21 protein-coding genes and 1 tRNA gene are annotated in these 20,661 nt (G+C 47.3%); 10 read left to right on the top strand and 12 right to left on the bottom strand.

Features of this window, described 5'->3' with window-relative positions:
- Positions 1 to 27 precede the first annotated feature (27 nt).
- Positions 28 to 546, bottom strand: a complete 519-nt coding sequence (locus WBG78_RS18570) for a GNAT family N-acetyltransferase (protein WP_337327965.1) — start codon at positions 544 to 546, stop codon at positions 28 to 30.
- A 227-nt stretch (positions 547 to 773) separates the two neighbouring features.
- Here WBG78_RS18570 and WBG78_RS18565 point away from each other — a divergent pair, with 227 nt between their 5' ends.
- A complete protein-coding gene (locus WBG78_RS18565; RefSeq protein ID WP_337327964.1) occupies positions 774 to 1,517 on the top strand; it encodes a TolC family protein in 744 nt (247 codons plus the stop codon).
- A 117-nt stretch (positions 1,518 to 1,634) separates the two neighbouring features.
- On the opposite strand, the gene WBG78_RS18560 is transcribed toward WBG78_RS18565, so the two are convergent.
- The 7 genes from WBG78_RS18560 to WBG78_RS18530 all read right to left on the bottom strand — a co-directional run bounded on the left by WBG78_RS18560 (position 1,635) and on the right by WBG78_RS18530 (position 7,991).
- Positions 1,635 to 2,033 (bottom strand): response regulator, encoded by a 399-nt coding sequence (locus WBG78_RS18560; RefSeq protein WP_337327963.1) that lies wholly within the window; start codon positions 2,031 to 2,033, stop codon positions 1,635 to 1,637.
- Between the two features lie 234 nt (positions 2,034 to 2,267).
- Positions 2,268 to 3,368, bottom strand: coding sequence for an AMP-binding protein (locus WBG78_RS18555; RefSeq protein ID WP_337327962.1), 1,101 nt, complete (start codon positions 3,366 to 3,368; stop codon positions 2,268 to 2,270).
- Positions 3,369 to 3,372: 4 nt separating this feature from the next.
- Positions 3,373 to 3,753 carry a hypothetical protein gene (locus WBG78_RS18550; protein ID WP_337327961.1) on the bottom strand — a complete coding sequence of 127 codons (381 nt, stop codon included), beginning with the start codon at positions 3,751 to 3,753 and terminating at the stop codon, positions 3,373 to 3,375.
- A gap of 45 nt (positions 3,754 to 3,798) precedes the next feature.
- On the bottom strand, positions 3,799 to 4,623 hold the full coding sequence (gene menB, locus WBG78_RS18545; RefSeq protein ID WP_337327960.1) for a 1,4-dihydroxy-2-naphthoyl-CoA synthase: 825 nt from the start codon (positions 4,621 to 4,623) through the stop codon (positions 3,799 to 3,801).
- On the bottom strand, positions 4,613 to 6,340 hold the full coding sequence (menD, locus tag WBG78_RS18540; RefSeq protein ID WP_337327959.1) for a 2-succinyl-5-enolpyruvyl-6-hydroxy-3-cyclohexene-1-carboxylic-acid synthase: 1,728 nt from the start codon (positions 6,338 to 6,340) through the stop codon (positions 4,613 to 4,615). Before menD ends, menB begins: the two co-directional genes overlap by 11 nt.
- Positions 6,337 to 7,560 carry a chorismate-binding protein gene (locus WBG78_RS18535; protein WP_337327958.1) on the bottom strand — a complete coding sequence of 408 codons (1,224 nt, stop codon included), beginning with the start codon at positions 7,558 to 7,560 and terminating at the stop codon, positions 6,337 to 6,339. The genes menD and WBG78_RS18535 overlap by 4 nt, the downstream gene beginning before the upstream one ends.
- A 2-nt stretch (positions 7,561 to 7,562) precedes the next feature.
- On the bottom strand, positions 7,563 to 7,991 hold the full coding sequence (locus WBG78_RS18530; RefSeq protein ID WP_337327957.1) for a hotdog fold thioesterase: 429 nt from the start codon (positions 7,989 to 7,991) through the stop codon (positions 7,563 to 7,565).
- Between the two features lie 65 nt (positions 7,992 to 8,056).
- Between WBG78_RS18530 and WBG78_RS18525 the strand changes: the two genes are divergently transcribed.
- Positions 8,057 to 8,677: a histidine phosphatase family protein gene (locus WBG78_RS18525; RefSeq protein ID WP_337327956.1), complete on the top strand. Its 621-nt coding sequence runs from the start codon at positions 8,057 to 8,059 to the stop codon at positions 8,675 to 8,677.
- Here WBG78_RS18525 and WBG78_RS18520 read toward each other — a convergent pair.
- Genes WBG78_RS18520 through WBG78_RS18510 form a run of 3 tightly spaced genes read right to left on the bottom strand, consistent with a single transcriptional unit; the run spans position 8,659 to position 12,068 of the window.
- Complete coding sequence (locus tag WBG78_RS18520) at positions 8,659 to 10,149, bottom strand: tetratricopeptide repeat protein (protein WP_337327955.1); 1,491 nt, start codon at positions 10,147 to 10,149, stop codon at positions 8,659 to 8,661. The two genes, WBG78_RS18525 and WBG78_RS18520, sit on opposite strands and share 19 nt — an antisense overlap.
- A 5-nt stretch (positions 10,150 to 10,154) precedes the next feature.
- Positions 10,155 to 10,958, bottom strand: a complete 804-nt coding sequence (locus WBG78_RS18515; protein WP_337327954.1) for a zinc ribbon domain-containing protein — start codon at positions 10,956 to 10,958, stop codon at positions 10,155 to 10,157.
- Between the two features lie 3 nt (positions 10,959 to 10,961).
- Positions 10,962 to 12,068, bottom strand: coding sequence for a Nif3-like dinuclear metal center hexameric protein (locus tag WBG78_RS18510; RefSeq protein WP_337327953.1), 1,107 nt, complete (start codon positions 12,066 to 12,068; stop codon positions 10,962 to 10,964).
- Between the two features lie 158 nt (positions 12,069 to 12,226).
- Between WBG78_RS18510 and lpxK the strand changes: the two genes are divergently transcribed.
- The 3 genes from lpxK to WBG78_RS18495 are packed head-to-tail and all read left to right on the top strand — an operon-like array spanning position 12,227 to position 15,859.
- On the top strand, positions 12,227 to 13,279 hold the full coding sequence (gene lpxK, locus WBG78_RS18505) for a tetraacyldisaccharide 4'-kinase (protein WP_337327952.1): 1,053 nt from the start codon (positions 12,227 to 12,229) through the stop codon (positions 13,277 to 13,279).
- Positions 13,254 to 15,197 carry a putative porin gene (locus tag WBG78_RS18500; RefSeq protein ID WP_337327951.1) on the top strand — a complete coding sequence of 648 codons (1,944 nt, stop codon included), beginning with the start codon at positions 13,254 to 13,256 and terminating at the stop codon, positions 15,195 to 15,197. Before lpxK ends, WBG78_RS18500 begins: the two co-directional genes overlap by 26 nt.
- Before the next feature lie 29 nt (positions 15,198 to 15,226).
- Positions 15,227 to 15,859: a tRNA-(ms[2]io[6]A)-hydroxylase gene (locus WBG78_RS18495; protein WP_337327950.1), complete on the top strand. Its 633-nt coding sequence runs from the start codon at positions 15,227 to 15,229 to the stop codon at positions 15,857 to 15,859.
- On the opposite strand, the gene WBG78_RS18490 is transcribed toward WBG78_RS18495, so the two are convergent.
- On the bottom strand, positions 15,860 to 17,119 hold the full coding sequence (locus WBG78_RS18490) for an asparagine synthetase B (RefSeq protein ID WP_337327949.1): 1,260 nt from the start codon (positions 17,117 to 17,119) through the stop codon (positions 15,860 to 15,862). It abuts the gene before it with no gap.
- Positions 17,120 to 17,285: 166 nt separating this feature from the next.
- Here WBG78_RS18490 and WBG78_RS18485 point away from each other — a divergent pair, with 166 nt between their 5' ends.
- The 5 genes from WBG78_RS18485 (at position 17,286) to WBG78_RS18465 (ending at position 20,561) form a co-directional block, all read left to right on the top strand.
- The gene (locus tag WBG78_RS18485; RefSeq protein ID WP_337327948.1) at positions 17,286 to 18,521 is read left to right on the top strand and encodes an ABC transporter permease; all 1,236 of its coding nucleotides are present in this window, start codon (positions 17,286 to 17,288) and stop codon (positions 18,519 to 18,521) included.
- Positions 18,522 to 18,687: 166 nt separating this feature from the next.
- Positions 18,688 to 18,774: transfer RNA gene (locus WBG78_RS18480), tRNA-Ser, on the top strand.
- A 22-nt stretch (positions 18,775 to 18,796) separates the two neighbouring features.
- Positions 18,797 to 19,480: a MarC family protein gene (locus tag WBG78_RS18475; RefSeq protein WP_337327947.1), complete on the top strand. Its 684-nt coding sequence runs from the start codon at positions 18,797 to 18,799 to the stop codon at positions 19,478 to 19,480.
- Between the two features lie 129 nt (positions 19,481 to 19,609).
- On the top strand, positions 19,610 to 19,804 hold the full coding sequence (locus WBG78_RS18470) for a hypothetical protein (RefSeq protein ID WP_337327946.1): 195 nt from the start codon (positions 19,610 to 19,612) through the stop codon (positions 19,802 to 19,804).
- A gap of 550 nt (positions 19,805 to 20,354) precedes the next feature.
- A complete protein-coding gene (locus WBG78_RS18465) occupies positions 20,355 to 20,561 on the top strand; it encodes a hypothetical protein (protein WP_337327945.1) in 207 nt (68 codons plus the stop codon).
- Positions 20,562 to 20,661 lie beyond the last annotated feature (100 nt).

Genomic DNA, 20,661 nt, shown 5'->3' with positions numbered 1-20,661 from the left:
ACTGGCAATTTGCAATCCAGCGGGATCTTATGCAACAGGATGTGACGGTATGTCAAGGCGCATTACATAGTCGTTCATCCAGTATGGACCAATGGGGACGTCCTCCTGCCGAAGAACTTCGAACCCGAGTCCCCGGTAGAAGTTAAAGGCCGGGTTCTGGCGGTTCACATTCAGATCCAGTTTTTGAATGGCCTTTGCCCTAAGCCTGGAAGTTATTTCCTCCAGCAGACGCCGCCCGAATCCTTTGCCCTGACAATCAGGGAGTACGTACAATTTGTGAAGCTTAAAAATGGAAGGATCGTCAGCACGGGCCGAGTAGGCTGCGAAACCGCGCGGAATCCCATCTTCCCTCAATATGATAAACTGCTGTTCGCTATTCGTTATTTGCTGTCGTAGGATTTCCTCCCTGTATAAAGTGTCAAGCATGTAGCGAATTTGTTCATCGCTTACAATGTTTCGGTACGCGGTCCACCAGGTACCCCACGCGAGATCTTTGATTATTGCCTCTTCGCCCACAATCGCGTCCTGAATTTCTACACTCTTCATTAGTTGACTTTTGGACAAATTACGTCAAAAAGAAACAACTGCCTGTTGACGAAGCATCGGGAGAACATCGTATAACCCGACCTGCATACAAGTCTAACCGAGTTCATTGTTTATCCGGAAATTGTTATTTTTTCAACATGATTGAATTGGAGTGTGATCCGGCATTGCCGCCATTCTTTGATTCGATAACTTTATCTGAATGATTCTGAGCAAATAAATCCCAACTTATGAGAAAGACACTTTTACTTTTCGCCGCTCTGGCACCGGCTTGTGTTGTCGCGCAAAGTATCGACTATAACAAGATAATTGTGACGGAGCAGGTTACCGCGATTTCCTTTGAGGAGAAACTGGTGCAGCTGGCCTGGCGTAATCATCCCAGCAACAAGGTTGTGACCCAGAAGGTGGAACAGGCCCAGACACTTCGCTCCAAAGCGCGATGGTCGTGGTTAAACGATATCTTCATTCAGGGCAACTACAACGAGTTCACCGGCAAGGAAGAGGTTGACGCCGTTGCTCGTGCGATCTATCCGCAATATAACGTTGGTATTCGCTTACCTCTGGGCACGTTTGTACAAACGCCTCTTAGTGCGCGTGCAGCCAATGATGAAGTATTGATGAGCGAATATAATGTGAATGCCACGAAGCTGCAGGTTCGTCAGGACGTAATGCTTTCTGTTGAGCGTTTGAAGGAACGATTCAAGATTGTCAAGCTGCGCGAGCGCATTCAGGAGGATTATTTTCTGATGTTTCAAAGCACAGAAAAGAAGTTCAAGGCTGGTGAGGTAACGCTTGAAGCTTATCGCGCGACATCACAGGCTTACTATCTGAAAGAAGAAGAAATCATTCAGGCCAGGTCCGCGTTCAATCAGCAACGTATCGAGCTTGAGGCCATGATTGGAGTGGAGCTAAAAGACGTCGAAGGCTATGTGCAGTTCATCGACAGGCTAACAACGGAAACTCAGCAGAGATAAAGGAGCAGAGACGAGGATCGAAAGTGAACGCAATGCGCATAACCTGAGCGTTGCGTTCATTTTTTTTGAACCAGCCCAGCTATGTTGTTACAAAAATTTGATAAGGGAGCTTTAGACTTAACCCAGTCTGTTAGCCAGTGCAACATGACGGGCTTCAATAGCGCGACCTACTTCAGTGACGAGATACTCCGGCTCAAAAGGTTTTACAAGATAAGCCCACGCACCGAGATCCATGCATTGCTTCTTTCGGCCTGTATCTTCATAACCAGAGTGAATGATCACCGGTACTGTTCGAAGCGTTTCGTGCTCACTGATGTATTGAAGTAATTCAATGCCTCCAAGTGAAGGCATCTTCAGATCAGACACAATAAGATCAGGCGGTTGATTTGCCGAAGTCAACCAGGACCATGCTTCCAGTCCGTCTGTCATCACTGTTACGTCGTAGGTGTTCTTAAGAATTTTTTCTAAGAGCCATGACAGTAAGGTGTCGTCTTCTATGAGTAATACTTTCCTCATTTACCTAGTTTAATGAACTCCCAAAATGAGCTAGAAAGATCTGCAGTGAACTTAGGATGGGATCTTTAAAGCCAACAATCAAATAGACAGCCAAATTTAATTAAAATATCGCGAGTGATGTAACCGTGCTTTTTGAAAAAAAATATTCGTAAAGCTCGAATCGGGACATAAACTGCAATTTTGAACCTGAATTAAGCGATTTGCATTTTATGGCACAGTCGACAAAGTGTCGATTCATTCCGGTGAGCGGTTGTTCGAAATTGCTAACTCAAGTGTAGCGTTTCTATTTATCTTCCCAGTTTGGGTCTCAACAAAGCATGCGCAGGACAGTATTGCCTTAGGAACCTCAAATGCTTGAAGCGATGATTTAAGTGCAATAATCAGGTCGTTGTTAATCTGATCAATACGTTCACATTCCATGATGAGCACAACCTTATTTCCCAATCTTGGATCAGGTATGCTTGTAATGAAGAACCGCATGTTGAGGTGCCTTCTTTCCAACAATTCAGCAATTGTGTTCTCCACCCTTTCAGGGATAATCTTGTGGCCACCCGAATTAATTATGTTATCCCATCGACCCATCCAAATGAAGCGCTGCCGGTCCAACAATTCTACAAGATCGTTTGTTATGACAGGCTTTTCGAACGCAGGCCAATTAATCACCAGGCAGCCGCGGCCATCTGATGTAAACGAAATTCCTGGCAGCGCTGTGTAGTAACCCGGAGCGTCTGGACCATTCAGTCTGCGAAGCGCAACGTGGGAGACTGTTTCGGTCATTCCATAGGTTGCGTAAAACCTACACGGCAAAGCAGAGATATGGGCAATATCCTCAGTTGCCATATTTCCGCCACCCACGATTACAGTCCTGATATTATGAAATGTATGATGATGAGTCCGTATCAGTTCATGAACCTGCAGTGGAACCATCGCTGTGAAGTCGATTTGCTCATGAACATGTTCCAATGGATTTGAAGATGGGTCGACGGCAATTATTTTGAGTCCCGATCTGAGACTTCTCACGATCATCATTTTCCCGGCAATGTATTCCGCATTGAGACATATCAATGCTGTCTGACCGTTGCTAAGGTTCAGCGCCTGCGCCGTGAGATCAGCGCTGGTGAGCATCTGCTCACGTGTGACTGTGATGCTTTTTGGCGGGCCTGTCGACCCGCTGGTACTCAAAATAAATTGCTGCTTGTTGTTTATCCACTGATGCATGAATGTGAACAGTGAATTCTCAAAATTGCTTTCTCCTCGAACTTTAGCCTGGACGATGTCGTCGATCAGTACGATCCGACCATTGCATGAAATGGTTTTGTAAGGATATTCTTGCATCACATCAGCCCAGTGACTGAAGATCCTTTCTAACCCTATCAAGAACAAAAGTTTCATTAGCGCTTAGACCTTCGCAGCAAACTGCGACACGCTGGAGCACTGTCATTACCTTTTCCTTAATGTCCTCTGTCAGATACGCACTGTATTTCCTTAATTCGTGAAGCGCGTCGTTGTAAGCACGATCAATAGAAGGCTGAATTACCTCATCAAGAAGTTCAAACCGGCTTTGAGCTGCCCATGAATCATAGTCCAACTCTTCCTGGGCGATTTGAAAGAATACCTGCCGTTCAGCAGGGGTGAGGCCGCGGTCAGACTTTGCGACCACATACGCCAGCTCTCCAATTGCCCGGAATATCTCCCTGCGTTCAATATTTGCCCCGCTCATATCTAAAGGTTAAGTGCAGGAAAGATAAAACCCCGCGGCCGAAGTTTAAGGGAACTTTGGATATTTAGACCAGTCTGGATCACGCTTCTCCAGAAAGGCATTTTTCCCTTCTTTAGCTTCCTCACTTAGATAGTAAAGCAGTGTCGCATTGCCGGCGAGCTCCTGTATACCTGCCTGCCCGTCGAGTTCTGCATTGAAGGAGCTTTTTAGCATTCGTATGGCGAGCGGACTTTTCGAAATGATCTTTTTTGCCCATTCTACGGCAGTTGCCTCAAGCATTTCAAGGGGAACAACTTTGTTGACAAGCCCCATAGACAGTGCCTCCTGAGCGTCGTATTGATCGCACAGGTACCATATTTCACGGGCCTTCTTCTGACCTACAATTCGCGCAAGGTAGGATGCCCCAAAGCCACCATCGAAACTTCCCACCTTAGGGCCTGTCTGACCAAATCGTGCATTCTCCGCCGCGATTGTAAGATCACACACTACATGTAAGACGTGTCCACCACCAATGGCCCAGCCAGCGACCGCAGCGATAACCGGCTTCGGAATTGATCTTATGATTTTTTGAAGATCGAGGACGTTTAGCCTGGGCGTTGCGTCCGGTCCAACATAACCACCATGTCCACGGACACTTTGATCTCCACCGCTGCAAAATGCTTTTCCTCCCTCACCCGTAAGTATGATGACACGGATGTCAGCATCTTCGCGGCAGTAATTCATGGCATCAATCATTTCACTTACTGTGACCGGCGTAAACGCATTGTGGACCTGCGGGCGGTTTATGCTTATTCGGGCAATGCCTTCATATTTTTGAAAGAGGATATCGCTGTATGTCTTGATGGATTGCCAGGAAAATTTAGTGCTCATAGCTGTCTTTGATAAGTCGTTTTAACGATAGCAGTATACTTTTATTAGTGTCAATTCCGGAGCTAAACTCCAGCACCTTTGTTTTCGTTGAAGGTTCCAACAGGTCTTTGATAGCGTTGGACATTTTGCGTCTCGAATCAAGTTCCGAATATTCGAATCCAAATTCTTCACAGAGCTTTTTTGCTGTAAGGGGTTGTCGGGTTACGAGAAATTCGTCCAGCTCAGCAATGTTTCCCGGACCGTCAATCATTTTGAAGATTCCCCCTCCATGATTGTTAAGCAACAGAATATGAAGGTTGGGGAGAGGATAATTATGCCAGAAGGCATTGCGGTCGTAAAAGAACGCCATGTCACCCGTTATCAAAATGTTCGGCACATTGCTGGTTAGCGCATGGCCCACTGCTGTGCTGGTACAGCCATCAATGCCGCTTGTGCCACGATTGCTGTACACGCGAACACCAGGCTGCGATGAAATCAGTCCCGCATGTGCAGCGTATCGCACACTCATGCTGTTTGCCAGATGTACATTGCAGGATGGAGGAAGTCCCCGGAGCAGGTTCAATACTACTTCTGCCTCGCCGAGTTCCGACTGTGGAAAAAAGCTATTCAACAGCTGAACAGTTCTTTGTTCTTCATTTGTCCAGCGCTTTTCATAAGCTATCTGGCTGTTGAGATCAAATAGGGGAGGCAGTGTCATTTCCGAGAGGAACCGGAAGAATGAGCCTGCACTTACTCTCAAAACGTCGGTGACAGACTGAAAGGTATCTGCGACATTACCTGCTTCCTGAATGTGCCAGTGCTCCGCGGCTTTGTGAGAGCGCAGAAATAACTTAAGGTTCTTGGACAATGTACCTTCTCCAATAGTGATCAGCAAGTCGGGCTGCAGTGAACGGAGAACGTCAGGCGATGCAGCACCCAGAAAAAGGTCAGCGTGCTGAATAGTTGCATCCGCACCATGAAGATTGGAAAGTGCATCACCGATAAGCGGGATGTGGAACCTTCGCGAAACTTCGAAAACCGTCGTTCTAAGTTCGCCGCTGGTTTGTTGGCCCGATACAAGAAGTATCGATTTTGCCTCTGACAATTTCTTAAATACTTTCGCAGCAACATTACTGTCGATTCCGGAGCTCCCGGAAACTTCGGACATTACCCGGATTGAAGAGCTGTACTCTGTTTTCTCATTGCCTGGATACAGCGGCTCACGCAACGGTACGTTTATGTGCACCGGTCCTCTTGGTTCCTGCTGTGTCAGACTGATGGCTTCGTTAACCATTCTGTTTATGGCCCAGTAGTTATCAGCATGATCATACTCCTGAGGAAGTTGAAACGACCGCTTCACGTGCTTTCCGAATATATCCTGCTGATGAATCGTTTGCCCATCCTGTTGTCCAACCCATTCAGTCGGACGATCTGCAGTTAACACCAACAACGGTATTTGCGCAAAGTACGCCTCCGCCACAGCCGGTGCGAAGTTAAAAGCAGCACTTCCCGACGTGCTCACAATTACTGCAGGAACATCAACTTGCTGACTTATTCCGAGTGCTATGAATGCAGCGCTGCGTTCATCACTGATCGAGAGGCAATGAATATCGGGATGTCTTGAGAAAGCTAGAATCAGCGGCGCATTTCGCGATCCCGGGCAAAGTACGGCGTGCCTTAGCTGTCTGGATGAGCACAACGCAGCAATGTCATAGATAGGTTGCAATCTGTTTGTCATGGCTGCTGCGGACTCAGGCCAGGAGCCACAAGTATATTTCGAAGTGTGTTCAGCTTGATATCCGTTTCGGCCAGCTCTTCCTCTGGTACAGAGTCAATGGTGACCCCGGCACCTGCATAAAGTATGCCTTCACGATCAGACAACTGCGCGCAACGCAGATTCACGAAAATGTGAATGCTGTCATCAAAGTTCACAGGGCCTAGGTAGCCTGAGTAATACTGACGGTCATAGCCTTCATGAGAGGCGAGAAAGTGCTGCGCGGCCTGCAGTGGTGTACCACATACCGCTGCCGTTGGATGGAGCAGGCTCAGCATTACGGTTCCCAGCTGAGGAAAATTTGTTTCCAGCATGTCAACCCTGAACTCCGATTTAAGGTGTAGCAAGTGTCCGGCCACAACTGTGCGGGGTCCGTGTTCGTCATATTCCCGCAGTCGGATCTTCTTGAAGCAACTGATGATATACCTTTCAACGAGTGCCTGCTCTTCAATATCTTTCTGGGTCCAGGCCACATCCTTCAGAAGCTGACCACGGTAGGGCTGAGTGCCGGCAAGAGCGACTGTCTTAAATACGCGGCGATTCTCAACTTCAACAAGTATCTCAGGAGTTGCACCCAACCATGATCCGGTTGTCGGCGAACTCACAAAACTGATAAGCGCATCAGGATTTTGACTGCATATCCTGTGAAAGGCGGAAACAATGTCGAACGACGGATCCAGGTCGACCGTTTCGGTCCTGGAGGGAACAACCTTCTCAAAGGTGCCTTTAGCGATCTCACTAACCGACTGCTCTACAAGGCTCAAATAAGATTCACGGCTTGTGCGGCTCCGGAATCCGGGCCTCGCATAGAACGAAGGACGCCCGACAACTGCCTCCAAAGGTTGATTCGATAACCACGCAATCGACGTCGTTTCGAGATTGCTTTTAGGAGGTTCCAGTAGCCCGTTTGCAAATGAAAATGCCAGATCCGCTTTCAGATATAATCGGTCGCGTGACGAATCGAACGGAGCAATTACAAATCCCTTTGCAAGGTCTTCAAGCGATGCGTCGGGCGGAAGCAATGTTTCTTTTCTGCTGAGCACCACGTGGTGGGTGGGTGCGAAAGGCAGTCTCCAGACTGCAACAGCATATTGATTGTCGAATGCCCATTGAATCAAGAACGACAAACACTTGCCTTCAGATATATCAAAAAGCGTTGATGTAGATACCTTTTCCTGCTGCACAGCTAAACCTTCTTATCAATGACGGCCATGGTGATCCGGCTAATACAAACGAGTTCATTCGATTCTGTATATATCCTGATGTCCCAGACCTGCGTTTTCTTTCCTATGTGGATTGATGTCGTTACACCCCTTACCAAACCCTTCGTTACACCTTTGACGTGATTCGCGTTAATCTCAAGCCCGACACAGTACTGTTTACTGGTATCGATGCACAGCATAGCAGCGACACTTCCCAATGTTTCGGCAAGAGTCACGGATGCTCCACCATGGAGCATTCCCATGGGCTGGTGAGTTCTGTGATCTACAGGCATTGTGGCTTCAAGCCGGTCGTCGCCAATGAGGGTAAAAACAATGCCCAGCTGCTGAGCAATCGTGTTCGCCGAAAGAGCGTTCAAATCGGCAACGGTGACTGTGCTGTTAAAGATTCCCATTAATTACCGGAAGACACTCTGACAGAACTATTTTCATATTTTTGCGAGCCAAAATTAGCTCAAAATTGACCAGCAAAAAAATTTACGTCGTTCGCCATGGGCAGACCGATTACAACCTTCAGAACATTGTTCAGGGAAGTGGGGTAGATAGCGATTTGAATGCCCGGGGCCGTGAACAGGCAACGGCTTTCTACAACGTGTACAAAGACGTCAGATTCGATAAAGTCTACACGTCCGCATTGCGGCGCACCCGTCAATCGGTCCAGATGTTTATTGACGACGGTGTACCGGTTGAATCACTGGCCGGATTGAATGAGATAAGTTGGGGTACAAAGGAAGGGCACAGGATTACGCCCGATGAGGACGAGTATTATCACTACATGCTAAAACAATGGCAAGCGGGTGATACCTCACTGCGAATTGAAGGAGGAGAAAGTCCCGACGACGTTGTGAAGCGTATGCAGCCCGCCGTCGACCACATTATGTCGAGGCCTGAAGAAAAAACAGTACTGGTATGCATGCATGGTCGGGCGATCAGAATTCTCCTTTGTATGCTGCTACAGTACCCTCTCCGTTGCATGGATACATTTGAGCATCAGAATCTTTGCCTCTATCTGCTGGACCACAACGGATCCTTCTTCACATTAGACCGATACAATGACACGACTCATTTACGCTTAAGCTGAGAAAGGGCAGAACGAGCCTTGGTGTCGATGCTGTTCTTGTATTCGTGCTTCTTGTATGACAATGCCATTTCAAAGTATTCTTCTGCAAGTTCATTGTTCTTTTCATAAACAAGCAGATAGCCCATCTGAAGGCAGGCGTTAGGTGCATAGTACCAGTTGCCGTTTCCGTTTAGTTCTATAACCTTTTGATAATCTTCCTTGGCAGCAGCGACCTTGTTGGTCTTATGGTTAAGCCGCGCCTTCCTGTAATGAAACTCAATCCGGTCTCTGTCAGTAATGAGTTCTGCCTGAGTAACATTGTCAAGTGTTTGTTGGGCCTGTTCGTAGAAACCGCCATCCGTAAAGTATCTTGCCTGCGTGAGCTTCCGATGGGGGAGTTCATCTTCAGCAAGACTTCGTGCGGCGTATTTATCCGCCTCTGTTAATTCACGACCGGCATTCCGCGCTGCACGAAACGACTCTTTAGCATCATTCAAATTACCGTTAAGCCAATAGCAAAGCCCTATCTTATACTGTGCGTCTTTAATATTGTTCTGGCCCTTGTAATGGTTGAGAAACTTCCGATACGCTGTAATCGAATTCAGATATTCTGCCTTGAAAAGGTAGACTTCACCAAGTAGATAACTGGCGTAATCCAATTGCATTGTTTTCAGCGAGTCGAGCTCCACAAGCAGTTTCAGAGCCTTGGTTGATTCAGAATTTTTTATTGCCACCGATGCAGCCAGAAAAGCTGCCAGCCGCGACGGCCGATCTTTTAGTACCGCATCGTAAACTGCCGACGCCTCCGATGTTTGTTGCAGAACGTAACACCTGGCCATGCCCTGCAGCATGTCGGCCTCAAATCGCAACGGACTTGATGAATTGTGCAGCTCGTCGAAAAGCATCAGGCCCGTGTCGACAGAGCCTTCTATCCCAAGTAAAGAAAGCACCCAATTATATTTTTCAGGAACCGATCCAATGATTACCTGAAGAAGCGCAGCTGTTTTCTTTAGCGCGTCATAGTTAGGGAAACGTTTCCGCGCCTGCGAGGTAATTGTGTAGGCATCTTTCAGATTCAGGGCGGCATCAAACTCATGGCCGAACTTAAAATGGACAAAGGCCCACTGGATATTCATTTCGGCCTGAAGGAAGCTTTCCGCCGCCTGGCTACCCCTGGATTTTCGTTCGCGCCTTTCGTCAAACCGCTTCTCGAATTCGGTGTATCTTTCACCATCCTCCTCCAGCATTAGCTCAATACACTCGGCAAGAGAAACTACGTACATCTCATCGGCCGTTTTTGGCTCGGGTATAAGACGGTGAACAGCATCAAGGTCCAGATTGAAAATCAGATCGTATGCCCGGCTGGACTTCTCTCCAAACGCCCATTGATCATTAATGCCGGGTCCTGTTGACCCTGGAGCAGCATCAGCAAATTTCAACAAGCACAAAAAAAGGCAGACTGCAAAGCCTGCCTTTCCTATCAATATCTTCATTTCGATTATTCGGCTTTCTTTCTGCGTGCAGGTGCCGGCGTGGCCACCTTTGCAGTTTTCGGCTTGTCTCCCTCATCGAGTGAATCCATGTCAACATCTGCCAGGATTCTTCCGGAGTGCTCGTCGATTACAATCTTTTTCTTTTCGCGGATCTCAGCAATTTTTTGTGGAGGTATCACGATGTTACAACCTTCCGCGGCACCACGCACAACGCGAACCACTGCAAGTCCGTTGCTTAAGCTTCCGCGAAGACGCTCGTAGTACTTTAAAAGCTTGTCTTCGATCTTCTTAGATGCTTTTTCGCGTTCGGCCAACAGGCGCTTTTCTTCTTCATGGCTTTCTGCCAGGATTCCGTCCAGCTCCTTCTTCTTATTTTCGAGGTGGTCCCCACGTTCCTTAACAAATACCTCAGTTTTTTCTATCTCGTCTTTTTTCTCCTGGATGTTTTCCTTGCCCTCTTTTATCTTCTTCTCACAAATCTGAATCTCCAGTTCCTGAAGTTCGATCTCCTTCGTGATGGCGTCGAACTCGCGATTGTTCCTCACATTCTTTTGCTGCTCGGAATATTTCTTAATCAGTTTTTCCGCCTCTTTGATCGCCTCCTTGTGCTTCTTTATTCCTTCCTCAATCTCCTTTTGCGCTGCCTCGTGCTTGTTCTGTCTGGTCCGGTAACCTTCTATTTCGTCTTCGAGATCCTGAACCTCATCCGGGAGGTCCCCTCTGAGCTTTTTGAGCTCGTCGAGTTTTGTGTCAATGGATTGAAGTTTTACGAGAGCTTCGAGCTTCTGTGCAACTGATTGATTTTCCATTAGTTATATGTAGCTTATTGGATTCGTGACGGTTTTTGAAAAAATGATCGCAAAAGTAGGAAATTTTTTCATTAAAACATCCCGTAGGAGTTGTTTGGTATGTACTTCGCTTTCATAATGGCCAATATCAGCGATAATTATCCGGTCGTCAGCATCGAAAAATTCGTGATACTTGAAGTCCGCAGATACAAACACCTGCGCACCCGATTGAATCGCTTTTTTCAACAAGAAGCTGCCGGCACCGCCGCACACTGCCACACGCGAAACTGGCTTATCCAGAATTCGTGTCGCCCTGATTATTTGAACGTCGAGGCTATTTTTTAAACCCTTCAGGAAGGCCATTGGTTCCAGTGGAACCGGTAAATCGCCCACCATTCCAGCACCAACTTCCTGATTCTCGTTAGATAGTGAAGTAATGTAATGGGCAACCTCCTCGTACGGATGCGCATTGCGCATGGCCCTCACAATATGATCCTGAAGATGTGACGGGAAAATGACTTCGAGCTTAACTTCTTCAACTTTTTCGTTTACCCCTTTCGAACCCAGCGCCGGATTGGCCTGCTCATTTGGCGTAAACGACCCGATGCCAACACTGGAGAACGAGCAGTCACTATAGTTTCCAATGTTTCCGGCTCCGGCAGCATACAGCGCCTTAAGGACAACATCGCTGTTTTCGGAAGGCACAAAGGTGACGAGTTTGCTGAGCGTACCACGACGGGGCTGTAATACCTTAAGATTGGTCAGGCCAAGTAACTCACAGATTTTCCGATTAACACCGGCCAGCACATTATCCAGGTTGGTATGAATGGCGTAGATCGCCACGTTTGCGCGCAATGCTTTGATCACCACTCGTTCAACATAGCCATGCCCGTTAAGACGCTTCAGTCCCTTGAAGACGATCGGATGATGTGCGACTATCAGATTACAGCCCGAAGCAATAGCTTCATCCACGACGGCCTCTGTGCAGTCAAGCGTAACCAGAACGCCATTTACCAGATCTCCAAAATCGCCGACGATTAGTCCGGAATTGTCATATGATTCCTGATAGCCCGGCGGCGCAATTGATTCCAGATGCTGAATTACGTCTCTTACCTTGGCGCGGTCGCTCATGTTGTTGCAGGCGTCAATATATAAACGCCGGGAGCGTAAACGCAAACAGCTGGTGCGCTTATTTTCCGTTTTTATACCCGCCTTAGCCGCATCTCTATTACATTTGTCGCTTATTTGCCTGGTATGTGCGCAGTGCTTAAAAATTTATTCTACGTTGCATGAGTGTTCTGCGCTTCCTGCTCTTCCCGTTTTCAATTATTTACCACGTAATTACCTCGATCCGAAATCGTCTGTACGACACAGGTTCCAGGCCCTCCGCGCGCTTTGACCTTCCGGTCATAAGCATTGGAAATCTTGCCGTCGGAGGTACCGGTAAGACACCTCTTACGGAATACCTCATTCGGCTATGCACCAGGGATCATAACGTGGCGACCCTGAGCCGCGGCTACGGACGAACCACCAGGGGTTTCAGAATCACCAACCCGACAGATAGTGCCCGAACGGTGGGAGATGAACCATTTCAGTTCTTTTCGAAGTATGGCGATCGCGTTACCGTCACAGTGGGAGAAGAGCGGGCCATGGCAATTCCAATGATACTGGAAGAACATCCAAAGACAGACGTTATCCTCCTTGATGATGCCTTTCAGCATCGGCAGGTAACTCCTTCGCTAAGCATTCTGCTGACCGATTGTTACAGGCCATTTTACGAAGATTATCTGTTGCCCGCAGGGCGATTGAGAGAGTCCAGGAGCGGTGCCGCCCGCGCCGATGTAGTGGTCGTCACCAAGTGCCCCGAAGAACTCTCCGACGAAGCGATGATGAACATGGAGCACTCAATCCGAAAGTATGTAGACAAGCCTGTGTTCTTCACGCACATCAGGTATGGTCCCCCGGTTCCTTACTCCCGGCAGGAGAAAGTTATGCGGGACAACGTAATCGCTGTGAGCGGTATTTCTAACCCAAAACCATTTTTAGGCTTCGCCAGGAATAATTTTTCAGTGGTGCGCGAATTAACCTTCGGCGATCATCATGATTACCAGCAGGCAGATGTCGATAAACTTGAACGCCTTCTCAAGCAGCATCCCCAAGCCAGCATTCTGACAACGGAAAAGGACAAAGTGAAGCTTGCTTCGCCGGAATTTGCAGAACAGGTGAACCGTTTGTCGTTATTTTACATCCCCATTGAGGTCCGGTTTAACAAAAATGGTCAGGATTTTGATGAATTGGTGCTAAACAGTCTGAAGCGTGGCCCCGAGCTCTCGAAGAACTAAAAGTACATTTGTAAATATCGCTGCCCTGATTTCTGTTCTGGGTATGCTGCTGCTTTCTCAGATGGTCCTTGCTCAGGATCAGCCCAGAAGGAGAGGTTCGAAGATTATCGACGATTCTACCAAGCAGGTATACGGACCCAAAACATCAAAGTACTATTACGAAAAGGATGTATATCTGAACCGGATCAATCTTCATGCTATCGACACGGCTATACGCGACTTTCACCAGTTCACCTATGTTCAGCGTGGCGAATACAAATACCAGGACCTGGGTAATATTGGAACTGCCATCAGGCCAATCTTTTTCCAGATGCCCGAACAGATCGGTGCGACGTCGGGATTTACTTCGCTTGACATGTACTGGGATGTCGAGCAGATGAAAATCTACGATACCAAATCTCCCTATGCCAACATGCACGTCATGCTGGGTGGTAAGGGCCGTTCAATGACGCGGGTGAGATTTAGTCGTAACATCAATCCTAGATGGAATTTCGGATTCACTTATCGAGCCCTGCTGATCGACAAACAGATTCAGCGCCAGAGCAAAGGTGATCGCAACGTGCGCAGTACTTACTATGACTTATTTACAAGCTATCTCTCGAAAGATAGTTCTTATCGGGTCATCGCGAGCTTCAGAAGAAACAACTATGATGTTGATGAAAATGGAGGAGTACGAATCGTTAACCCGGACACCTGGACTTATGACAGCTACTTCTCTCCAAACGCCCAGCCCACTCTGCTGAATGCGGCGCGTAACGATCTGCGAATGAACATTCGGATTTATCAGCAGTATGAAATAGCCCGGCCGTTACAGTTTTACAACATTTTCGAACGTTACCGGCAGGGTACGGAATTCAGGGATATTCCATCGACTGAGCCTGAGAATTATTATGACTACACCGATAAATCAATTTTTATCAATCCTACCGACACGACTCAGGGGTTGTCAAAGTTCAGAGTGATTCGGGATGAAGTAGGTGTCAAAGGCAACTTGTTAAAGCTGTTTTATCAGGGATACTATGCTGTACGACGGTACAAAAATTACAATTTGTATGCAGCAGAAGACGTTAAGGGTTTGGAGCATTACCTCGGAGGACGTATGGCGTTGCGTCTTGATTCATTAGGTGAATTATCTGCATGGGCCGAGTTCCAGGCTGATAATCGTAATTACAGAATAGAGGGAGAGCTAAAAAGTAAGTGGTTTGAGGCTTCATTGAAGCAGATGCAATACAGCGTTCCACTGGTATATCAATCATATAGAGGGGCGCATGACAATTGGAAAAATGATTTCGACGCGATTAATGCAACACAACTAAGTGGATTCATTCATTATAAATCAAGAATATTTTCATTGTCGCCTGGAGTAACGTTGACGCGGGCCGGCAACTACGTCTTTATGAAGTATATCGGCGCGGGAAGCGACACTACGACTCAAACGGTTTACCCAATACAAAGTACCGATGAACAATTCATCGCCTCACCGGAGGTGAAGTTTGCAATTAAAATGTTGAAGCATGTTCATTTCCGTGGCAACGTTATCTATACAACGCGCGTCAGTGAAGACGACGCCATTCAGATTCCCGAAGTCTTCATCAACGCCCAGCTGGCGTATGAAAACGTGCACTATAACGGCAACCTCGACATTCAAACGGGACTTCAGTTCCACTATCAAAAAGACTATAATGCCCTGGGCTACGACGTGCCTATGGGATTGTATTATGTTCAAAAAACAGATGTTGTAAAAGGGTTTCCCCTTATTGATGTCTTCGTCAGCGCGCGGATTAAGAAAGGAAAGGTGTTTTTCAAGTACAATAACATTCTGCAGGCCTTTACGAAAGAAGGATATTTTCTCACCTACGGATACCCCGGACAGCGTAACATTCTGGATTTTGGATTCGATTGGTCATTCTATGACTAGTAGTGTTAATCGGATAAAGAGTTAATACCATGGAGCCCGAACTAAGTGATGCAGAGCGCATAGAAGGCAAGGACAAGTTTACACTAGGCCTGGAGTTGGCCACGGATCCACGCTGGGTAGACATCGCACTGCACAACATTCGCGACATTCTTGTAGATCACGCCTACTGTGAGCAGAAAGCAGCCACATCCTGCATATCACTCATAGTGCAGTACCCCGAGCTTGATGAACTGGTCCAGGTCCTTACGCCCGTTGTGGCCGAAGAATGGAATCACTTCGAGCGTGTAGTCGCCGAGTTGCGCAAGCGCGGGTTTAGTCTGGGGCCACAGCGAAAGGACGAATACATTGAAGCGCTCTCACGTGTTGTGCGAAAGGGAGGAAGCCGCAGCCAGCATCTGGTTGAAAAGCTACTGATGAATGCCATGATTGAGGCGCGGAGTTGTGAGCGTTTCAAAATACTGTGGAAAAGTATTGAGGATAAGGATCTCTCGGATTTCTATTATGAGCTCATGGTATCAGAAGCCGGCCACTACAAGAACTTTTTGCAGCTGGCAAAGACGTACCATCCGGCCGAAGAGGTGATGGCGAGATGGAAAGAATGGCTGGCAGCCGAAGCGGAAATTGTTAAGAACCTTACAGTTCGCGGCGACCGGATGCACTGATCAGGTCTTTTGCTTCTTCTTCTTGGCAGCCGGAAACAGGACGTTGTTTAAGATCAGCCTGTAGCCGGGGGAGTTTGGATGTTGATTGAGATCCGTTGGCTCTTCACCAACCTGATGCTGGTAATCTTCGGGATCGTGGCCACCATAGTAGGTCCAGAATCCCTTTCCCATGATGCCATGAATATACTTGGTCTCCTTGATTTGCTTATTTTCTCCCATCACCAGAACGTCGGGCTTAATCAGGTGACTTTTGAAACCGGTTGTCTGTCCGAAAAATCCCTTAACAACCCGCGTGTGGTTCTGAGTTAGCATGGTCGGAATAGGGTCCCATTTAGCCGAAAATTCAAATAGCGTAAAATAGTCATTGTCCTGCCTTAGACCCCGCTCATTGGGCTGATTATCAATGTCGGAAAATTCGTACTGCAACGGGTCCGTTACCAGCTTAAAGTCAGTGAATGCAAGAGTGTTATTGTAATTGAGTTTAGACTGTGCGTTGGGATCGGCAGGATCACCGTCATACATACGCTCGCAAATGTCGATGCCTTCCGCGGCCAGAGCAATGTCGTAACTGTCCGTCGCAGAGCACATAGCAAACATGAATCCTCCGCCCGTTACAAACTCTTTCATTTTCTTGGCAACAGCAAGCTTCAACTGCGACACTTTATGAAAGCCATGTTTTCGGGCAAGGTCTTCAGCTTCTTTTTGCTGCTCGATATACCAGGGCATGTTATTATACTGTATATAGAACTTGCCATACTGGCCCGTGAAATCCTCGTGATGAAGATGCAACCAGTCGTATTTCGGAAGCACTCCATTCATTACCTCATCGTCGAAGATGACATCGTACGGAATTTCGGCATAAGTTAAGACCAGAGTTACTGCATCGTCCCACGGCAGCTTTGACTTCGGAGAATATACCGCGATCTTAGGATACTTCTCCAGCTTCATGATGTCGTAGTTCGCGCTGGGACTCGAAATTTCAGCAATGATCTGATTAGCCTGGGCTGATGAAATTATCTCATAGCTGACACCCCGCACGACAAGTTCATTCTGTATGGCAGGATGAAAATCGCACATAAAACTGCCCCCGCGATAATTGAGAAGCCAGTCAACCTCCATTTCACTTCGGAGAATCCAATAGGCAATACCATAAGCCTTCAGGTGATTGGCCTGCTTTTCGTCCATCGGGATGAGGATCGAATTGGCCCTTGCCACCACGGATGCGATCAAAAGGAAGAGTACTAACAGGTTACGCTTCATCACATTACGTTAAAAAGTAGTATAAATTTAATGCTCCCACGCGTAGAAATCAGGCAATTTCGGGATTATTGCAGAAAACGCGCCTGAGGATAATATTTTCAGCATTTCCTGTAACAAAACGCCCCCGGTTTCAACGTATAATGAACGGTAAATTGTATTTAAAAGGATGAATCTGCTCGAAAACATTAGGGAAGGACTGAGGTCAGTGCAGGCAAATCTGCTTCGATCGGTATTGACGGCCTTGATTGTCGCTATCGGCATCACGTCTCTGGTGGGGATTCTCACGGCAATAGACGGGATCGAGGCATCGGTTAATGAAAGTCTTCAGTCTCTGGGCGTAAATACTTTCGATATCCGTTCGAAGATGAATCGCGGTCAGAATCGTGGCGGCGTCACCGAGAAGGTGTTTCCTCCATTGAAAATGAATGAGGCGTTTCGATTCATTGATCAGTTCAAGATTCCATCCACTATAAGCCTGTCGGCGGAGATCACCCAGATCGCAGAAGTGAAGCGGTTGTCCAAGAAAACAAACCCGAATGTTTTTGTAGCAGGTATCAATGAGGACTACATGGCCATTAAAGGTCTTGAAGTAGAAAAGGGCAGGAATTTTTCTCAGGTTGAAACTCAGTACGGCTCTCAGGTGGCCGTAATCGGTTATAAAATATTCACAACACTGTATGGTGACAAGGAGAATCCGGTAGGAACAGAGATTAACTTTTCTGGCGCGCAGTTTCGCGTAATCGGCGTCCTCAAAGAAAAGGGACAGCTCTCCGATAACAACTACGACAACATGGTATTTATTCCTATCATAAAAGGCAACCAGATGGCTAAGGGTAGGGGACTTGATTATGAACTAACGGTAGGCATAGGCGATCCTACTCAGATGGAGTATGCTATGGGAGAAGCCACGGGAGTAATGAGGTCCATTCGCAGGGACCGGCCGGGAGCAATAAACTCCTTTGAGCTTGAGAAAAGTGAAACACTTGCCCAGGAACTGGAATCCATCACAGCTGGCCTTCGGTTCGGAGGTTTTGGAATTGGATTCATCACCTTGCTTGGAGCTTCCATTGCGTTGATGAATATCATGCTGGTTTCGGTAACGGAACGTACCCGGGAAATTGGCGTAAGAAAGGCTTTGGGTGCTACACCTAAACGAATACGCCAGCAGTTTCTGATTGAGGCAATCGTAGTTTGTTTACTCGGTGGCATTGCCGGTGTCCTCCTGGGAACAGCCATTGGCAACGGCATGTCACGACTAATGAATATCAAGATTTTCGTAATGCCCTGGATGTGGATGTTTGTCGGATTGCTGGTATGCGTATTGGTCGGTGTACTGGCCGGTTCATACCCCGCTCGCAAAGCGTCAAAACTAGACCCTATAGAATCACTTAGATTTGAATAATCTGCTATCAGCAGGTAAACGTTAACGACATACTTCGTTCACCTCATCCGAAAACGCTGATCGCCGGGAATGTCAGTAGTCAGGATGCAATCCTGCCTTGTCCAGAATTTCGGGTGACCATAATGAAACTTCCATACTCGTTGATTAGCTTGCCCGCCATTTTACAGGAGAGGTGCCAGAGCGGTCGAATGGGACGGTCTCGAAAACCGTTGTGCGGGTAACTGTACCGAGGGTTCGAATCCCTCCCTCTCCGCTGCAAGCACTCCTGTCAGCGCATGCCAGATAATATTCAAACATTCATTCAGCTTCTGTTCATCGGCGTCATCGCCCTGTTTCCCGTTGTGAATCCGGTCGGTACGGCATTCATAGTAATGCCTTATTTCGATCATCTGACCGATTCAGAGAGAAGAAGCGCTGTCAAGAAAATCACGCTTTATGCATTTTGCCTTTGTACAGTTACGCTCTTTGCAGGCCATTGGATCCTGGAGCTTTTCGGACTAACAATTCCCGTGATACGAACCGCGGGAGGGATCATGATCTGCAAGACGGGGTGGGAGTTTTTGTCCGATAAACAGGACGAACAAAAAGCTGCCTCCGACGCGGCAAATGCCTCCAGCGTTCCGGGCAAAATCGACGACAAACTATTTTATCCTATAACCTTCCCAATCACGACTGGCGCGGGGACAATATCTGTCTTATTCACCTTAAGTGCCCATAGCACCACGAAGGATGCCACCCATTATCTGATCAACTCCGGCGCGATATTGCTGGCAGTGCTGCTGATGTGCATCCTCATCTATATCTTTTATTCAAACACAAAGTTGTTTGTACGTTACCTGGGCTCCACAGGGGAACAGATATTCAATCGGATCATGGCCTTCCTCATCTTTTGTGTCGGACTCCAGATCGCCGCTTCCGGGATAATGGGTCTCTTTGCAATCAAGCCTCCGGGAGCCTAAAGTCTCATCGGGAAAATACCTTCCGGAATTGGGACCATTTGGTGATGGTAACCCTCGTTTTTACTCCAAATAGCGAGTTTCCTTTCATTGGCACAATCTTCACTAATACACCATCAAAGACCCCTCAAGATGAAATTTGATTTTGGATTCTACTTCCGCATGCTGATATGCACCGGAGTGCTGTGTGCCCTGCTTTATGCGCTGGGCGAAAGAACTATAGAGCAACATACTCTGCTTGCACTTGGAATGCTGTCAGCTGTTATGGTCGGAATTGGAGGAATGATTAAGCATCTGACTCCCGTTAACGCGGAAGGAACTAAATAAAGGCAAATTAAATGACGACCTGAAACCCCTTATTTTTTCAACTAATTAGTCATACTTTTTCAACTTAGTCGCAAAATCCTGCCCCCTGAAAAGGGCAGGATTTTTTTATATTCAGGGTGCGCCGCCAGGCAGCACTGAAAAGAACTAATCACCTACACTGATCCCTTATACGGGCTTTATAAGGACTATATAAGGACATTATGGAGTCCTTATACAGATGTTTCTGTAGGCTCCGTTTATAGTCCGCCTATAGTCCCTTTAGAGTCCCCATATACCGGGGCCGCAGTACATACCAACTTAAAAGCTCTTGCCTAATCGCTTGCCGCAGGCTTCCGTTAAAAGAGGCCAGCGAAAGCACCGGGTGTCGAACGGCCTGCTGCAATCTTCATGTTCTACCTTAATCTCCGGAAAAGGGAATTATGCACAAATCTGGCATCCCGTTTCGGGACTTTGGCATCCCCTAAACCGCCAAACTGCCCTGATTTCGCACTTTTCATGGAAGGGCACACTATTTACAATACACCTGACAACCAAAACAAAAAAAGAGATTATGAAACCAACTTTCCTCATGTTCTTCTTCCTCATGGTTGTATCGGCTACAGTTTTTGCAGGCCTCTATGTCTACTTCCAACCCCTCGTTGAAAAGAACGCACTCGCCTTCTCCGTCGGTCTAGTTCTAATCATGATTATAGGCATGTTTGGAATGATGCACAGCATCATCAACGGAACTACGATAGAACAAAAGAAAGTATACTAAAAGCATCCGGGCATACTCGTTCGCACCGAGCCCGGCATGCTTCCCGCCGAAAGGCGGATACATCACCACGGAACGCTAAACGATTTCCGTGACCATTTAC

Source organism: Chryseolinea sp. T2, from assembly GCF_037203685.1.
GTDB lineage: Bacteria > Bacteroidota > Bacteroidia > Cytophagales > Cyclobacteriaceae > Chryseolinea.
This window is presented reverse-complemented; position numbering and strand designations above follow the sequence as displayed.

Coding starts and splice junctions, on each gene's coding strand:
- WBG78_RS18465 (WP_337327945.1), top strand. CDS start 20,355: ATGAAACCAACTTTCCTCATGTTCTTCTTCCTCATGGTTGTATCGGCT.
- WBG78_RS18555 (WP_337327962.1), bottom strand. CDS start 3,368: ATGCAAGAATATCCTTACAAAACCATTTCATGCAATGGTCGGATCGTA.
- WBG78_RS18470 (WP_337327946.1), top strand. CDS start 19,610: ATGAAATTTGATTTTGGATTCTACTTCCGCATGCTGATATGCACCGGA.
- WBG78_RS18560 (WP_337327963.1), bottom strand. CDS start 2,033: ATGAGGAAAGTATTACTCATAGAAGACGACACCTTACTGTCATGGCTC.
- WBG78_RS18550 (WP_337327961.1), bottom strand. CDS start 3,753: ATGAGCGGGGCAAATATTGAACGCAGGGAGATATTCCGGGCAATTGGA.
- WBG78_RS18510 (WP_337327953.1), bottom strand. CDS start 12,068: ATGAGCGACCGCGCCAAGGTAAGAGACGTAATTCAGCATCTGGAATCA.
- WBG78_RS18475 (WP_337327947.1), top strand. CDS start 18,797: ATGCCAGATAATATTCAAACATTCATTCAGCTTCTGTTCATCGGCGTC.
- WBG78_RS18485 (WP_337327948.1), top strand. CDS start 17,286: ATGAATCTGCTCGAAAACATTAGGGAAGGACTGAGGTCAGTGCAGGCA.
- lpxK (WP_337327952.1), top strand. CDS start 12,227: ATGAGTGTTCTGCGCTTCCTGCTCTTCCCGTTTTCAATTATTTACCAC.
- WBG78_RS18570 (WP_337327965.1), bottom strand. CDS start 546: ATGAAGAGTGTAGAAATTCAGGACGCGATTGTGGGCGAAGAGGCAATA.
- WBG78_RS18495 (WP_337327950.1), top strand. CDS start 15,227: ATGGAGCCCGAACTAAGTGATGCAGAGCGCATAGAAGGCAAGGACAAG.
- WBG78_RS18520 (WP_337327955.1), bottom strand. CDS start 10,149: ATGAAGATATTGATAGGAAAGGCAGGCTTTGCAGTCTGCCTTTTTTTG.
- WBG78_RS18565 (WP_337327964.1), top strand. CDS start 774: ATGAGAAAGACACTTTTACTTTTCGCCGCTCTGGCACCGGCTTGTGTT.
- menD (WP_337327959.1), bottom strand. CDS start 6,340: ATGACAAACAGATTGCAACCTATCTATGACATTGCTGCGTTGTGCTCA.
- WBG78_RS18490 (WP_337327949.1), bottom strand. CDS start 17,119: ATGAAGCGTAACCTGTTAGTACTCTTCCTTTTGATCGCATCCGTGGTG.
- WBG78_RS18530 (WP_337327957.1), bottom strand. CDS start 7,991: ATGGGAATCTTTAACAGCACAGTCACCGTTGCCGATTTGAACGCTCTT.
- WBG78_RS18515 (WP_337327954.1), bottom strand. CDS start 10,958: ATGGAAAATCAATCAGTTGCACAGAAGCTCGAAGCTCTCGTAAAACTT.
- menB (WP_337327960.1), bottom strand. CDS start 4,623: ATGAGCACTAAATTTTCCTGGCAATCCATCAAGACATACAGCGATATC.